This window comes from Pseudomonas taiwanensis DSM 21245, from assembly GCF_000425785.1.
Classification (GTDB): Bacteria; Pseudomonadota; Gammaproteobacteria; order Pseudomonadales; family Pseudomonadaceae; genus Aquipseudomonas; species Aquipseudomonas taiwanensis.
Window position 1 is genome coordinate 205716 of the sequence record NZ_KE384450.1, and the last position, 14724, is coordinate 220439.

12 protein-coding genes are annotated in these 14724 nt (G+C 61.9%); 7 read left to right on the forward strand and 5 right to left on the reverse strand.

Features of this window, described 5'->3' with window-relative positions; translation table 11 throughout:
* Positions 1–253 precede the first annotated feature (253 nt).
* From H620_RS0119900 to H620_RS27515, 3 genes are all read left to right on the forward strand, one after another.
* The gene (locus tag H620_RS0119900) at positions 254–2257 is read left to right on the forward strand and encodes a BCCT family transporter (protein ID WP_027907924.1); all 2004 of its coding nucleotides are present in this window, start codon (positions 254–256) and stop codon (positions 2255–2257) included.
* A gap of 119 nt (positions 2258–2376) precedes the next feature.
* Complete coding sequence (locus H620_RS27510; RefSeq protein WP_244880975.1) at positions 2377–5364, forward strand: dermonecrotic toxin domain-containing protein; 2988 nt, start codon at positions 2377–2379, stop codon at positions 5362–5364.
* A gap of 75 nt (positions 5365–5439) precedes the next feature.
* Entirely contained in the window at positions 5440–7050 is a 1611-nt protein-coding gene (locus H620_RS27515) for a hypothetical protein (RefSeq protein ID WP_244880976.1), read from the forward strand.
* A gap of 4 nt (positions 7051–7054) precedes the next feature.
* Here the strand turns inward: H620_RS27515 and H620_RS0119910 are convergent, their stop codons facing one another.
* The 4 genes from H620_RS0119910 to gpmI form a co-directional block, all read right to left on the reverse strand.
* Entirely contained in the window at positions 7055–7822 is a 768-nt protein-coding gene (locus tag H620_RS0119910) for a divergent polysaccharide deacetylase family protein (RefSeq protein WP_023378265.1), read from the reverse strand.
* 8 nt (positions 7823–7830) lie between these two features.
* A complete protein-coding gene (locus H620_RS0119915; RefSeq protein ID WP_023378266.1) occupies positions 7831–9147 on the reverse strand; it encodes a S41 family peptidase in 1317 nt (438 codons plus the stop codon).
* A gap of 81 nt (positions 9148–9228) precedes the next feature.
* The gene (locus H620_RS0119920; protein ID WP_027907925.1) at positions 9229–10521 is read right to left on the reverse strand and encodes a murein hydrolase activator EnvC family protein; all 1293 of its coding nucleotides are present in this window, start codon (positions 10519–10521) and stop codon (positions 9229–9231) included.
* A 140-nt stretch (positions 10522–10661) separates the two neighbouring features.
* On the reverse strand, positions 10662–12197 hold the full coding sequence (gene gpmI / locus H620_RS0119925; RefSeq protein ID WP_023378269.1) for a 2,3-bisphosphoglycerate-independent phosphoglycerate mutase: 1536 nt from the start codon (positions 12195–12197) through the stop codon (positions 10662–10664).
* A 205-nt stretch (positions 12198–12402) separates the two neighbouring features.
* Here gpmI and H620_RS0119930 point away from each other — a divergent pair, with 205 nt between their 5' ends.
* The 3 genes from H620_RS0119930 to secB are packed head-to-tail and all read left to right on the forward strand — an operon-like array spanning position 12403 to position 13591.
* A complete protein-coding gene (locus H620_RS0119930) occupies positions 12403–12816 on the forward strand; it encodes a rhodanese-like domain-containing protein (protein WP_023378270.1) in 414 nt (137 codons plus the stop codon).
* Between the two features lies 1 nt (position 12817).
* Positions 12818–13072 (forward strand): glutaredoxin 3, encoded by a 255-nt coding sequence (gene grxC / locus H620_RS0119935; RefSeq protein WP_023378271.1) that lies wholly within the window; start codon positions 12818–12820, stop codon positions 13070–13072.
* A gap of 39 nt (positions 13073–13111) precedes the next feature.
* The gene (gene secB / locus H620_RS0119940; RefSeq protein ID WP_027907926.1) at positions 13112–13591 is read left to right on the forward strand and encodes a protein-export chaperone SecB; all 480 of its coding nucleotides are present in this window, start codon (positions 13112–13114) and stop codon (positions 13589–13591) included.
* Positions 13592–13712: 121 nt separating this feature from the next.
* Here the strand turns inward: secB and trmL are convergent, their stop codons facing one another.
* Positions 13713–14174, reverse strand: coding sequence for a tRNA (uridine(34)/cytosine(34)/5-carboxymethylaminomethyluridine(34)-2'-O)-methyltransferase TrmL (trmL, locus tag H620_RS0119945; RefSeq protein ID WP_013974580.1), 462 nt, complete (start codon positions 14172–14174; stop codon positions 13713–13715).
* On the opposite strand from trmL, the gene H620_RS0119950 reads away from it, so the two are divergent.
* A complete protein-coding gene (locus H620_RS0119950; RefSeq protein WP_027907927.1) occupies positions 14173–14610 on the forward strand; it encodes a hypothetical protein in 438 nt (145 codons plus the stop codon). The genes trmL and H620_RS0119950 overlap by 2 nt on opposite strands.
* Positions 14611–14724 lie beyond the last annotated feature (114 nt).

Consider the following 14724-nt stretch of genomic DNA (forward strand, 5'->3'; position numbering starts at 1 on the left):
GATTCTGCCAGACGGTCGACGACCTGCGGCAGGCCCTTGGAGCGGGCGGTGTGCTCTGTGACCAATGCGCGCACTTTCAGGGTGAGTGCACAGTCGGACACGGACCACCTGTCTGGTTTTTTGCAACGTTTCGATTCGGGATCACGGTTTCCAGGGTGCTTTTATAACACCTGACGCAGTGGGGCTATTGCACCAATTGCGCGGGAAAAGACTGATTAGCCTCCACAGCCGCACTGCCCGGAGCATTCGTGCAATGAGTTCTGCCTCCCTTACCAAACCCCCCGCCGAGAGGGTGCGGGTCAATCGCGTGGTGTTCTACACCTCCGCGCTGTTGGTCCTTGTTCTGACTGCCTTGCTGATCGCTGTACCCGAAACCGCCGGCCAAGTACTGGGCGTAGCCCAGAAATGGCTCACCCGTACCTTCGGTTGGTACTACATGCTGGTGATCTGCGGTTACCTGCTGTTCGTCGTTTACCTGGCTTTCTCCGATTTCGGAAAACTCAAGCTCGGTGGCAAGGACGATCAGCCCGACTTCAGCTACGGCGCCTGGGCCGGCATGCTGTTCTCTTCGGGTATCGGCATTTCGCTGCTGTACTTCGGCGCTTCCGAGCCGCTGGACCACTACTTCAACCCGCCGGAAGGTACGCCAGCCAGTCTCGAAGCCGCGCGCCAGGGCTTGCAGCTGACCTTCCTGCACTGGGGCCTGCATGGCTGGGCGATCTATGCGCTGGTCGGCCTGGCCGTGGGTTACTTCGCCTACCGTCACAACCAGCCGCTGGCATTGCGCTCGGCACTGTTCCCGCTGGTCGGTGAGCGTTGGGTCAAGGGCGCTGCCGGCAATGCCGTGGACATCTTCGGGATGTTCGTCACCCTGCTGGGTCTGGTGACCAACCTGGGTATCGGCGCGATGCAGGTATCGTCGGGCCTGGAGTACCTGTTCGGCATGCAACACAGCCAGACCAACCTGCTGATGGTGATCCTGGTGATGGCCGGCGTTGCTACCGTCGCTGCGGTATCGGGTGTCGAGAACGGTATCCGCCGCCTGTCGAACCTGAACATCATGCTGTTCAGCGGCCTGCTGATCTTCGTTCTGCTGGGTGGCCAGACCCTGCACCTGCTCAATGGCTTCGTGCAAAACATTGGCGACTACCTCAATGGCATCGTGCTGAAGACGTTCGACCTGTACGTCTATGAAGGCGAAGCGGGCAAGTCCGAGCGCTGGTTGGGCCTGTGGACCGTGTTCTACTGGGCCTGGTGGATTTCCTGGGGTCCATTCGTCGGCATGTTCATCGCCCGTATTTCCAAGGGCCGTACCGTGCGTCAGCTGGTCAGCGGTGTACTGTTGATTCCACTGGGCTTCACCCTGGCCTGGCTGTCGATCTTCGGCAACACTGCGCTGGACCTGGTGATCAACCAGGGTGCCGTGGAATTGGGCAAGACCGCGCTGGAACAGCCGTCGATGTCGATCTACCAGCTGCTGGAATACTTCCCTGCGGCCAAGATCGTGATCGGTGTGGCGGTGTTCGTTGGCTTCGTGCTGTTCCTCACCCCAGCCGACTCCGGCGCGGTGATGATGGCCAACCTGTCGTGCAAAGGCGGCAAGGTCGATGAAGACGCCCCGCACTGGATGGTGGTGTTCTGGTCGGTGGTCATCACCCTGGTAACCATCGGTCTGCTGTTCGCGGGTAACTTCGAGGCCATGCAGACCATGGTGGTTCTGGCAGGCCTGCCATTCTCGGTGGTGCTGGTGCTGTTCATGTTCGGCCTGTACAAGGCCATGAAGCAGGACGTTGCGGTTGAAAACGAGCGCGCCGAGCTGGCAGCCCGCGGCCGTCGCGGTTTCAGCGAGCGCTTGACTCAGCTGGATCTGCAGCCGACCCAAGCGGTGGTTCAGCGCTTCATGGACAAGCAGGTCAGCCCGGCGCTGAAAGAGGCGGCCACACAGCTGCAGAGCCTTGGCTTCGACGTGGAAACCCGTGTAGGCCAGTCGCGCAACATGATGGGTCTGCGGGTGATGATGGAAGAGGGCAACCCGTTCGTCTATGAAGTGAGCCTGGATGGCTACCTGGCCGCGCCGAGCGAGGCCCCCGTGGAGGGCGAACCGCAAGTGCGCCAACGCTTCTACCGTGCCGAGGTCTACCTGCACGATGGCAGTCAGGAGTACGACCTGATGGGCTTCGCGCCTGATCAGATCGTGCGTGATGTGCTCGATCAGTTCGAGAGCCATCGGCAATTGCTGGGACGCGTCTACAGCTGATGCGTATGAAAAAGCCCTGCTGCAATAGCAGGGCTTTTTGTCGGTGCTTGCAATAAGTAGCACCGCAGGCGCGACCCTGCGCGCAAGGCTTCCGGTCCACTCACCAGGAGGCCAAGGGCATGCCCAGTTTCGACACCCCGACATTCGACTTTCAACGCGCCGCTGCCCGGCAGTTCGGCGATCGCCCGACGCTGCGCCAGGTCGCGAGCGAACAACTGCTCAAACTGCTGCTTGCCGAGCTGCCGTGGCTGGCATCCGTACAGCCTGCATTGTCGTCCGCCGACCCATTGACGTTGGACAGTCCAGACCCATCGACCCCGTACTGGAACACCCAACCGTTGGTCGAGCGCGTTCTGCAGGCCATGCTCCAGACCCAGTCCATCGACCTGCAACCGCTTGATGGGCGCCATCATAACCTCGGGCTGATCGCACCTTATCGCTTCGCCGGTTCCAGCAGCGCGTACGACACCCGCCAGTTGCCGGACCTAGGCCCGGCGCTCGACGAGCTGATCGAGCGATTGCCGCAACATTTCTGCCAGGCTCAGCTCGACTATTGGAACGGTGTCGGCAGTGGTGCAAGCAGCCGAGACAGCTGGATGCAGTTGCTGTTGAAGACCGCGCTATTGCGTGGGTTGCCATTGCAAGGCCTGGATGCCCAGGAGCAGGCGTGCATACGAGGGCTGATTCGCGGTGGTGGCGATCAGCCTGACGTGAGCTTCGTGCAGGTCGAGTTATCCACAGGCTCGCGTAGCGTGAACGAAACCTTGGGTCATCTGCTGGTCACCGGCGAGTGGGATGAGCGGGAGGTCATCCTATGGTGCGCGCCTTCTGGGCAGGTGAGCAGTTTCGCCTCGATGAAGGCGTTTGCCGTGGCCCTGCGCAATGAACTGGCGCAGCGCTACAGCTTCGATGCCATGAGCTGGCAGCGATACAGGGTGGAGGGCAATGTCGCGGCGCAACAAGTGGTGCAGTTGCTGGAGCAGATGTTCGAACGGGTCCAAAGGGTGCGCTACGGGCGCTTGGCCGATGTGCCGGCGCTGGAACAGCTGTTCGCCCAGCTGAGCGACCCGGCGCAGTGGTTCATCAGCTACCTGGACGACACGCCTGCGGTCAAACCGCCACCGGGGCTGCTGACAAGCGCAGCCAATGACACGTTCCAATACCGCAATGCGTTGCTGCAGCTCGCTGTGGACCACTTGGATGCCGAAGGCGTGGCTGCCCTGGATGGCGTCATGAGCTTGCACGACTACACCCACCAACGACTGAGCGAGCAAATGCTCAAGGAGCATGGCGATGCCATGTCGCCGGATGAACTGCTCCTTGAATTCTACATCGCGTCGGGTATCCCCGGAGGATCGGCCACAGGAGCCGGTGGGGGCGAGCCTCTTGCCTGGGCGGGCGAAAAGACCTTGACCGAATATGCCATCGGCAAGCTTGGCTCGCTCAAGGACGCCTCGGTAATACGTATCCGTCATGCACAGGGGGCCACAGTACCCGCGTGGCTGAACGCCGAAGCGGCCAGGCGACTGGTCGAGCGCGTCGACATCGGCGGCACCTATCCTCGCTATGTAGCGCAAGTGCTGGATGATCCGCTGCAGCGGGACCGGCGTGTCCAACGGTTTGGCCGGGAATGGCGCAATGCCCTGCGGTTCAGCGCCCTGCAAGGCAAGCTGGACGGTAAGATCACCGATACTGGCCTGCAGTGTGTCGTCAACTTCTGCAATGGTCATGACGATCCGGACGCACCACGAATTACCCTGATGCCACTGACCTTCAGGCGCCAGCCCCAGTCCCGCCACGATGACACGGTGCGTGGCATGTACGTGTTGTTCTGCGCCGAGCCCACGCGGGTGCTGCTGTATCGTCCGTTGTACAGGCAGGACACACTGCGTGAGTATGCAAGCTTCGAGAAGTTGCTGGAACACGTGCAAACGTCCGTGCGATTGCAAGCGAGCGTACTCGACTGGTTGCAGCCGCAGGTTCGCCATATCTACGACAACGGCGGTTTCATCGAGCCGCATGTCGCCAGCATCGGCCTGGACCCTTCCAGCTTGCCCGAGCGACCGGCTCCGCCAGTCCTTCAGCCGGTGTTCTGGAATACCAGTCTGGACAACAAGCTTTACGACGCGAACCGTGATTTGCTGGTAGAGCTGGCCGACCAGCAGTCCACCTCCAATGCCGAGCGCCGCTGGGAAACGCTTTCACAAGGCGCTTGGCTGCTGTTCGATGTGGTCACGCTGGTGTTGCGCGGGCCTGTGGCCAGCGTGACGTGGATGGTGCAACTGCTAACGTCCCTCGATCACGATTTGCTTGCCCTTGAACAGGAAGGTGACTTCGACCGGTCTGCCGCCGTGGTCGATTTGTTGCTGAATCTGGGAATGGTCCTGTTGCATGCACGCCAACCCGGCGCTTTGCCTGAAGGTTTTGGGCAAATCCCTGACGCATTGGCTCTTGAAGGGCTGGCCGCGCAGAGCGGTGCGTTTCGCGAGATTTCCCTGGTGCCCTCAGAAGGGCCGGTAGCGATGGTCGGTGCACTGGGGGCGCTGCCCGACCGCCAGCTGGACTTCACCTGGCGGGGCAACCATGGTTTCAACTGGCTGCCACCTACTCAGCGCCAGGCGTTGCGCGCCATGCGCTCGGGCGTGGCGTTCGATTCCTCCAGCCTGCAGGCCAGCGGAGGTGCCGCGGGCCTGCACCTTGTCGACGGGCAGTTCTATGCCGTCATGAGCGCAGACGCCTACCCTGTGGAGGTGACGGCGCAGGGCGTGCGGGTAATCGACGGCAAGGGCGGTTACGGGCCCTGGTTAGTCCATGTGGATGGCGGCTGGCGAGTGGATAGCACGCTGCGCCTTGCCGGAGGCATGAAGAACAGTCGCTTGGGCAAGAACCTTGCCGCTCAATTCGAAGCGCTCAGGCACTCGGTCGAAGCGCTCGATAGTCAAGGCAAGGTCGCGATCAGTGCCTTCAGCCAGATCAGTCTGGACATCACCGAACTGCTGGAGAAGATCGACAAGCTCAAGGCGCTTCGCCAAGGTGCGCAGGCCACGCTCGAGGCTGGAGGCTCAGCCGACCAACGCAAGTCGACCGAGGCTGTCATCGAGCACTAAGACGCTCGGATCGCTCAATGGCAAGCGCAACTGCTCAGCAAGCGCCATGAATCGGTTCCTCACCTTGAGGTGGCCGTGCAAAAAGACAAGCAGATCAAGGTCAAGCTCGACGCCATGCTTGAACCGAAGTATTCCAACAGCCGCAGCCAGGCACTCGATAGTGCGATCCAGCAACACAGGGACAATGTCCTGAGCAGCCTCATCTATTACAGCGACTTCATCCTCAACGAACTGTGGAGCCTTGCTGACTACACCGAGTTGTTGGCGCTCAAAGCGGCAGTCGAAGGGCAGCCGCTGGTGCAGGTACAAGAACAGTACCTGGCCTATCTCGACAAGCTCAAGCGTGTCGCGGCAGTCCAGGATCGTATTCTGAGCGCCTATGAGGACCTCGACGTGTTGCTGGTCGAGGCTCCTGCCGATCTGGTCATAAGCATCGGCATGGAAGCCGTCACTCGAACCGCTGGTTCACTCATTCCCAAGCGAAAGTTCAGTACGGTGCAGTTTCGCTTTCACCATGTCCTGAATCTGGCCGACCTGGCGCTGAATCTGGGGTCTGTGAATGATCAGCACATCTTGCGTGGTTACCGGAAAGAATTGGCCGGGCATGAGTTGCGTAATGTGGCCGGTGCCCATGGTGAGCTTGATTTCGCCAATCTGCCGGTCGATGACCGCATAACCATTCTCCAGGATGCCTGGGATGGCTACTCCGAGGCGCTGCTCAACAGCGCGCGCATCGGCAGGGAAGGTGGTGCCTTGGTCAGGGGCGTGATGCTTGACCGCTACCGGACCGAACTGGAAAAACTCAAGGCAGATGCAGGACGACGGCTGGTGGACGCCGTCGAGGAGGCCGAGAAAGGCGTCGTGGCAAGCCAACGTAAAGCTTATCTGGCTACCACCAACTCTCAACGGGTGGTGCGTAACGGGAAGGGGCAGATACTCATCGGCACTGTGATCTCGGAGAACGGACAGGACGTCCTGGAGGTGCGGGAGCCATTCAGCGATACGCTGCTGGCCCGTTTCGATCGGGTGAATGACCGTTGGCAAGAGCGCGACTCAGAGCCAGTCTCTGCCGAGCCGGTGGTGCAAGAGACGGATTCGGCGATGCGCGTGCAGCGCTTGTTGGATGAAAATGCTCAGCTCTCGCGCAAGGCTGATGAATATGTCAAAAGCGACATCAAGGGAACGCGGCTGGCGCAACTGTTCGATGAACAAGTCGATAAGCTAGGCCGTGAGGTGGACTGGTTGACCAGGCAAGGTGCTAGCACCAGTTTGATCAAGGCATTGGAGGCTGCCTCCGACGAGCTGCGCGCGGAAAAGAACCTGAAGCTGATCAAACTCTACACCGAAACGCGTTATCCAACCGCCGAGGCGCTTCGCTTCCTGCATTCTCAGCAGCTGCTGAGAGTGCAGTACATGGGCCCGCGACAGGTCATGCGCAATGACAGTGCATTCGATGAGTACAAGATTATGCGCACCCAGGCGGGCGCTGCGTCTGGCAGGCCGTTGTGGGTGGCGCATTTTCACATGCGATCTGCGGACTCGCCGGCGCGGGATTTCACCCGAGGCCACCTCAAAACCTGGGCTCAGCGGCGCGTGAGTAGCCAGGAGGCCGCGCAGATGGGGCGTCGGGTCCATCGTGGCAGGCTGACCCTCGAGCAAGCCGAGGGCATCATCCCGTTCGATTGAAGCCTCAGCGGTTGCTGTAGCGGCCATGCTTGCCATGGGCAGGCATGGCCTGGTTGCTTCGTACGCTTATCATCTGGCGCAGTCCAATCAGGACAACACCTTCAGACTTCAGGCGAGGCAGCTCGCGCTCGAGCACTTGCAGGGTCTGTGGGTAAGGATGCCCGATCACCACGGCCGAGCCTTGGCGCTGCGCCAAGGCGACAGCCTGGTGCAGCTGTCCCTCGATCGCCTCCACGGTGCGTACGTCATCCAGGAACACATCCCGCGAGACATGCGCGACGTCCTGGGCCTGCGCCTCGGCTGCGGCCACGGTGGCGGCGCTGGTGCGGCTGTCGACGAAGAACAGATGGCGCCGTTGCAGCTCGCCCATCAGCCAGGTCATGGGCTCGCGTTGGGCGGTCATGCGGCTGCCCATGTGGTTGTTGAGACCGGCGGCATAGGGCACTTTGGCCAGGGCTGCATCCAGTCGACTGGCCAGTTCCGGCAACGGGGTGCCGGGGTGCCAGGCATAGGGGCCGGTGGCCGGATCCATGGGCATGTGCAGGATGACGGTCTTGCCTGCCTTATGGGCCTGGCGGGCGAAGTCGGTGGCATGGGGCGTATCGGGCATCACGGCCAGGGTGATCGGGCCGGGCAGGGCGAGGGTGCGGCTGTCGCGCTCGCTGCTCTGGCCTAGGTCGTCAATGATGATGCTGATGTAGGCCTTGCCGGCCGGTGCCGCTTGCGCGACCCCGGCCAACAGCCATAGCAGTGAGAACAACAGGTACCGCATGGGGGGCATCATTTACCCGAGGTGATGTTCAAACCTTTGAGCAGGCTCAGCGCCTGGCTCAGTTGGAAGTCATTGTCCTGCGGGCGCTCCTTGCGCTTGCCGCTACCGGTCGGACGGTCGGCGCCACCGTTACCGTTGCCCAGGTGGCCTTGCAGGTCGGCTTCCTTGAAGTTGTCATTGTCGACCTCTGCGGTGAGCTTGGCCGGGCGCACTTCGATGTCCGGCACGATACCCTGGGCTTGGATCGAGCGGCCATTGGGGGTGAAGTACAGTGCGGTGGTGAGCTTCAAGGCACGGTCGTTGGCCAGCGGCAATACGGTCTGCACCGAGCCCTTGCCGAAACTGTCGGTACCCATCAGCACGGCGCGTTTCTGGTCCTGAAGGGCACCGGCGACGATCTCCGAGGCCGAGGCGCTGCCGCCGTTGATCAGTACCACCAACGGCACGCCTTCGCTGGCGTCGGCCGGGTCGGCGGAGAAGCGCAGCTCGGAGTTGGCGATGCGGCCCTTGGTGTAGACGATCAGGCCCTTGGTCAGGAAGTGGTCGGCCACCTCCACGGCAGACTGCAGCACGCCGCCTGGGTTGTTGCGCAGGTCCAGCACCACGCCGCGCAGTTTCTTGCCGTTGTCCTTGCGCAGCTTGGCCAGGGCCTTGCCCACTTCGTCGCCGGTCTTGACCTGGAACTGGGTGATACGGATGTAGCCGTAATCGTTTTCCAGCAGCTGGCTCTTCACGCTCTTGACCTGGATCACCGCGCGGGTGAGGGTCACATCGAATGGGTTGCCGCCATCGCGAACCAGGGTCAGGGTGATCTTTTCGCCAACCTTACCGCGCATCTTGTCCACGGCTTCGGTCATGGTCTGGCCGCGAGTCGGTGCGCCGTTGATCTTCACGATCAAGTCGCCAGCCTGGACGCCTGCGCGCGAGGCCGGGGTGTCGTCGATGGGCGAGACCACCTTGATGAAACCGTCTTCCTGGCCGACTTCGATGCCCAGGCCGCCGAATTCGCCGCTGGTGCTTTCCTGCAGCTCCTGGAAGTCTTCCGGGCCCAGGTAGGCCGAGTGTGGGTCGAGGTTGCTGAGCATACCCTTGATGGCGTTCTCCAGCAGGGTCTTGTCGTCCACGGGTTCGACGTATGCGGCCTTGATACGGTCCATGACCTCGGCAAAGGTACGCAGCTCCTCCAGCGGCAACGGCGCCTTGGCCGTCACTTCGGTGGCCGGTACCGAGGCTGGCTTGGCCGGCTCGGCAGCGATGGCCAGGGGCGCGCCGACCACCAGGGCGATGGTCAGGGCCAGCTGGGTGAGACGTGGGGAGTGCAGCATGTCGAACGAACTCCTGATCCTGTAGGCGCTCCCTGCGGGAGCATCGGTGCGGTGCCGGGCACCGCGCCGTAAAAAAGTGAACTAGCCTCGGCACCACTGGGCTGGGTCGGTAGGACGACCCTGCTGACGGATGGCGAAGTACAAACCTGCGCTGTCCTGCCCACCGCTGTCACCCACGGTGGAAATGGCCTCGCCGGCCTTGACGATGTCGCCGGCGCTCTTGAGCAGGCTTTGATTGTGGCCGTACAAGCTCAGATAACCATTGCCATGGTCCAGAATGACCAGAAGTCCGGCGCCACGCAACCAGTCGGCGAACACCACGCGCCCGCCATGCACGGCGCGGACCTGGGTCCCGGGGCTGGCGCTGATCATCACGCCGTCCCACTTGGCCCGGGCATCGCTGCCTCGGGCATCGCCGAAGCGTGCAAGCAATCGACCATTGACCGGCCATGGAAGTTTTCCCCGTGCGGCGGAAAATGCACCGCCATAGCTTGCGCCATCGCTGGACACCATCGGGCCCAGGGTGGTGCGGGCCTTTTTCGCAGGCTCGGCATCGTCGCGCTCGCGGGCGGCGGCCAGGGCCTCCTGCTGACGGCGCTTTTCCGCTTCCTGCTGGGCCAGCAGGGCTTTCTTGCGCGCCTCCTCGGCCTCGCGGGCCTGGCGAGCCAAGGTTTCCTCGATGGTCTTGAGCACCTTGGCCAGGTCGGCCTGGTCCTGCTCGCGGGCCTGTAGTTTCTGGTCGCGGTCCTTCATGTCGCTGTTGAGCTTGGCCAGCACTTGCTGACGCTTGCTGCGCTCAGCCTCCAGGGCCTGGCGCTGGGTATCGAGGTCGGCGCGCTGGGTGAGCAATTGTTCCTGCTGGCGAGCGATGTCCTGTTCGACATTGGCCAGTTGGCGCAGGGTTTCGTTGAAGGCGCGCAGTTGCTCCATGCGTGCCTTGCTCAGGTAGTCGTAGTAGGTCAGGGTGCGCGCGAACTTCTCCGGGTTCTGCTGGTTGAGCAGCAGCTTGAGGTACTCCTCGCGACCGTTCTGGTAGGCCGAACGGGCCTGGATGGCAATCAGTCGCTGTTGTTCAGTGCGGGCGCTCTGGAGTTTTTTTTTCTCGGTATCAAGGCGCTCCAGCTCGCCCTCGGTCTTTTTTAGTTCTTGCTGCAGAGCCTCCACCTGCTTTTCGAGGTTGCCGATGTCGGTCTCGGTGCTCTTGAGGTCTTTTTGCACGCCTGATTTTTCTTCCTGGAGCTTGCCCAGCATCTTCTTGAGCTCGGCGATGTCCTGGCGGGTGGCGTCCAGTTGTTGCTGGGTCTGTGCGCGCTCGTCGGCGAAGGCCGGGCTGAGCAGGCAAGACAGGGCGAGGAGGATCAGGGCGCGAAGCATGAGGTTGGGCGTACCAAGGATGGAGACTGGCCTAGTATGCCCGCGCAAGCCTGCAAAAAAAACGCCTCACTGCCGGTGCAGAGAGGCGTTTGTCTGGAATTCATGTGCCAGGGGGCCGCAAAGCAGCCCCTGGGTGTCGATCAGGCATCGACCAGAATCGAGGTGCCGGTCATCTCCACCGGCTTTTCCAGCCCAAGCAGCTTCAGCATGGTCGGCGCCACGTCAGCCAGGACGCCGCCTTCGCGGACCTTGACGTTGCGCTTGCCGACATAGATGAACGGTACCGGCTCGGTGGTGTGGGCGGTGTGCGCCTGGCCTGTGCACTCGTCTTCCATTTGCTCGACGTTGCCGTGGTCGGCGGTGATCAGCGCCTCGCCGCCGACTTTATCCAGAGCCTCGACAATGCGCCCGACACAGCCGTCCAGTGCCTCGACCGCCTTGACCGCTGCTTCGAACACGCCGGTGTGACCGACCATGTCGCCGTTCGCGTAGTTGACCACGATCACGTCATAGCGCTGCTGCTCGATGGCTTCGACGATACGGTCGGTGACCTCGGGGGCGCTCATCTCCGGTTGCAGGTCGTAGGTGGCGACCTTCGGCGAAGGAATCAGGATGCGTTCTTCGCCTTCGAACGGCTCTTCGCGGCCGCCCGAGAAGAAGAAGGTCACATGGGCGTATTTCTCGGTCTCGGCGATGCGCAGCTGGGTCTTGCCCTGTTTCGCCAGATACTCGCCCAGTACGTTGTTCAGGCTGGCCGGGGCGAAGGCGGCGGGTGCCGGGATTTTGGCCGAGTACTGCGTCAGGCCGATGTAGGCGGCCAGTTTCGGCAGGCGGGCGCGAGGGAATTCGTTGAAGTCCGGCTCCACGAACACCCGGGACAGCTCGCGGGCGCGGTCGGCACGGAAGTTCATGAAGATCACGGCATCGCCATCTTCGACCTTGACCGCTTCGCCGATACGCGTGGCCTTGACGAACTCGTCGCTTTCGTCACGGGCGTAGGCGGCTTCCAGGCCAGCAACGGCGCTGTCTGCGGTGTACTCGGCAACGCTGTCGACGATCAGGTTGTAGGCGGCGCTGACGCGGTCCCAGCGGTTGTCACGGTCCATCGCGTAGTAGCGGCCGATCAGGCTGGCGATACGGCCCTTGCCGAGCTTGGCGAAAGTGGCGTCGAGCAGCTCGATGGAGGTCTGCGCGCTACGCGGCGGAGTGTCACGGCCGTCCAGGAAGGCATGCAGGTAGATTTTTTCAGCGCCACGTCGAGCGGCCAGTTCGGCCATGGCGATCAGGTGGTCCTGGTGGCTGTGCACGCCGCCGTCGGAGAGCAGGCCGAGGATGTGCACCGCCTTGCCGGCACCGGCAGCCTTGTCCACGGCGCCAGTGAGTACGGGGTTTTCGAAGAACTCGCCGTCGCGGATGGCTTTGGTGACGCGGGTGAAGTCCTGGTACACGACACGGCCAGCGCCGAGGTTCATGTGACCGACTTCGGAGTTGCCCATCTGCCCGTCCGGCAGGCCGACGTCCATCCCGGAACCGGAAATCAGACCATGCGGCTGACTGGCGCGCAGGCGGTCGTAGACCGGGGTGTTGGCGGCATAGATGGCATTGTATTCGGGGCTTTCGCTATGACCGAAGCCATCCAGGATGATCAGGACCAGGGGTTTGGGCGTGCTCGTCATCAATCAAACTCACGGTTGTTCAAAGATGATAAAGACACGCATTTTAGGGCAAATGCGCCATCAACGGCGAATAATCGTCCCGTTGCCCGACCGGCGCGGCGATGGTGCGGGATGAAAGTGCCTTCGCCGCCGGCCCGTCGGGCTTTGGTGGTCATAAGCGGCTGTGTATACTGGCCGGCATTTTCAATCGCGTGGAACACCCCAGATGGTTGCTAACCTGATTCAATTTGCGACAAACCACTACATCCTGGTGGCGATCTTCGTTGTCTTGCTGGTCGCCCTGTTGGTCAACGAAATCCGTCGTGGCGGGCAGAGCCTGAGCAACGGCCAGTTGACCGCACTGGTCAACGCCGAAAAAGGTCTGGTCATCGACATTCGTCCGGCCAAGGAATACTCCACCGGTCACATCGTCGGCGCGCTGAACATCCCCCAGGACAAACTGGTCAACCGCATGACCGAGCTGGAAAAGCACAAGGCCAAGACCCTGATCGTCGTCGATGCAATGGGCCAACAGTCCGGCACCATCTGCCGCGAGTTGCTCAAAGCTGGTTACACAGCCGCCAAGCTCAGCGGTGGCGTTTCCAGCTGGAAAGCCGATAACCTGCCCCTGGTGAAGTGATATGAAGCCCGTCATCGTCTATTCCAGCGACTACTGCCCCTACTGCATGCGCGCCAAGTACCTGCTCGAGAGCAAAGGCGTGGAGTTCGAGGAAATCAAGGTCGACGGCAAGCCGCAGGTACGCGCCGAGATGAGCCAGAAGGCCGGCCGTACTTCGGTGCCGCAGATCTGGATCGGCAGCACCCACGTCGGTGGATGCGATGACCTCTACGCCCTGGAGCGTGCCGGCAAGCTCGACGCGCTGCTGGCGGCCTGATTTGCATTGCATTCAAAAACATTAGGATAAGGATCTGCCATGACTGACCAACAGACCAACGGCGCAGCAGAAGACAACAGCCCTCAGTTCTCCATGCAGCGCATCTATGTGCGTGACCTGTCGTTCGAGGCCCCGAAAAGCCCGCAGATCTTCCGCCAGCAGTGGGAGCCGAGTGTTGCCCTGGACCTGAACACCAAGCAGAAGGCACTGGAAGGCGACTTCCACGAAGTGGTGCTGACCCTGTCGGTTACCGTGAAGAACGGCGAAGAAGTGGCCTTCATCGCTGAAGTCCAGCAGGCCGGCATCTTCCTGATCAAGAACCTGGATGCGGCGTCCATGAGCCACACCCTGGGCGCTTTCTGCCCGAACATCCTGTTCCCTTATGCCCGTGAGACCCTGGACAGCCTGGTCACCCGCGGTTCGTTCCCGGCGCTGATGCTGTCGCCGGTCAACTTCGACGCCCTGTACGCTCAAGAAATGCAGCGTATGCAGGAAGCCGGTGAAGTGACCGTGCAGTAATCGCTGCCCACGAAAAAGGCGACTTCGGTCGCCTTTTTTTATATTCGCGTGCCGTGCTGATCGCCGGCAAGCCGGCGCCTGCAGGGACTGCGATGGTTCTCCGAACGCCGTAGGTGGTCGATCAACTCCCGGCAAACCCGTTTTGTCGCCACGCCTCGTACACCGTCACCGCCACGGTATTGGACAGGTTCAGGCTGCGGCACCCAGGCCGCATCGGCAGGCGCAGGCGTTGTTCGGCTGGCAGGCTATCCAGCACCTCGGCCGGTAGCCCACGGCTCTCGGGCCCGAACAGGAACGCATCGCCCGGCTGGTAGGCCACTTCGTGAAAGGGGTGCGAGCCTTTGGTGGTGAAGGCGAACAAGCGGGGATTGCCGAGGCTCTCCAGGCATCCGGCCAGGCTCTCGTGGCGTTTGAGCGTGGCATACTCGTGGTAATCCAGCCCCGCCCGGCGCAGGCGCTTGTCATCGAGCTCGAAGCTGATGGGTTCGATCAGGTGCAGGTCGCAACCGCTGTTGGCACAGAGGCGAATGATGTTGCCGGTATTCGGCGGAATTTCTGGTTGAAAAAGGATGACGTGAAACATGCACGGCTCCAAGCGTGAAGATGGCGAGCATTCTACCCCTGAACCGGACCTGCGTTCGAAAGGCTTCCCACGGGTGATGCTCTCGTTGGCGATCATCGGTCTGATGGTCGGCCTGATGATCGGTAAGTTGACCACCCCTGACCAGCGTGTGCTGGAGCAGGTGGAGGTGGTGCAGGACGGGCTGGACCTGTGGTTCAACGAAGAACCCAAGCTGCATGGCGAGAACGTGGAGGGAACGGTCGCGTTGCTTTTCGAGGCTGAGGGCAAAGCCCAGCGAGGCCAGTTGAGCCTTCAGGGCAAGCCAGTGGGCTGGCGTTTACAGAAGCGTGATGAAGGGCTGCTGCTGACCCTGGTAGCCGCGCGTCCCCTGCACGGCGAGTGGGCCGGTGCAGAGGACGCCGGACGTTGGCGCGTGCAGGTGAGGCTGCACGAATAAAAGAGGGGATTCCCGGCCTGCCTGTACCGAGGTCCCCGAAGGGTGATGCTACGGCATGTAAAAGAGGGGATGTCTCGGCCTGCCTGTACCAAGGTCCCCGAAGGGTGGAGCTAC

What these genes read in the sequence shown, in the direction of transcription:
- H620_RS0119900 (WP_027907924.1), top strand. Translation starts at nt 254, where the DNA reads ATGAGTTCTGCCTCCCTTACCAAACCCCCCGCCGAGAGGGTGCGGGTC.
- H620_RS27510 (WP_244880975.1), top strand. Translation starts at nt 2,377, where the DNA reads ATGCCCAGTTTCGACACCCCGACATTCGACTTTCAACGCGCCGCTGCC.
- H620_RS0119910 (WP_023378265.1), bottom strand. Translation starts at nt 7,822, where the DNA reads ATGCGGTACCTGTTGTTCTCACTGCTATGGCTGTTGGCCGGGGTCGCG.
- H620_RS0119915 (WP_023378266.1), bottom strand. Translation starts at nt 9,147, where the DNA reads ATGCTGCACTCCCCACGTCTCACCCAGCTGGCCCTGACCATCGCCCTG.
- H620_RS0119920 (WP_027907925.1), bottom strand. Translation starts at nt 10,521, where the DNA reads ATGCTTCGCGCCCTGATCCTCCTCGCCCTGTCTTGCCTGCTCAGCCCG.
- gpmI (WP_023378269.1), bottom strand. Translation starts at nt 12,197, where the DNA reads ATGACGAGCACGCCCAAACCCCTGGTCCTGATCATCCTGGATGGCTTC.
- H620_RS0119930 (WP_023378270.1), top strand. Translation starts at nt 12,403, where the DNA reads ATGGTTGCTAACCTGATTCAATTTGCGACAAACCACTACATCCTGGTG.
- grxC (WP_023378271.1), top strand. Translation starts at nt 12,818, where the DNA reads ATGAAGCCCGTCATCGTCTATTCCAGCGACTACTGCCCCTACTGCATG.
- secB (WP_027907926.1), top strand. Translation starts at nt 13,112, where the DNA reads ATGACTGACCAACAGACCAACGGCGCAGCAGAAGACAACAGCCCTCAG.
- H620_RS0119950 (WP_027907927.1), top strand. Translation starts at nt 14,173, where the DNA reads ATGCACGGCTCCAAGCGTGAAGATGGCGAGCATTCTACCCCTGAACCG.
- trmL (WP_013974580.1), bottom strand. Translation starts at nt 14,174, where the DNA reads ATGTTTCACGTCATCCTTTTTCAACCAGAAATTCCGCCGAATACCGGC.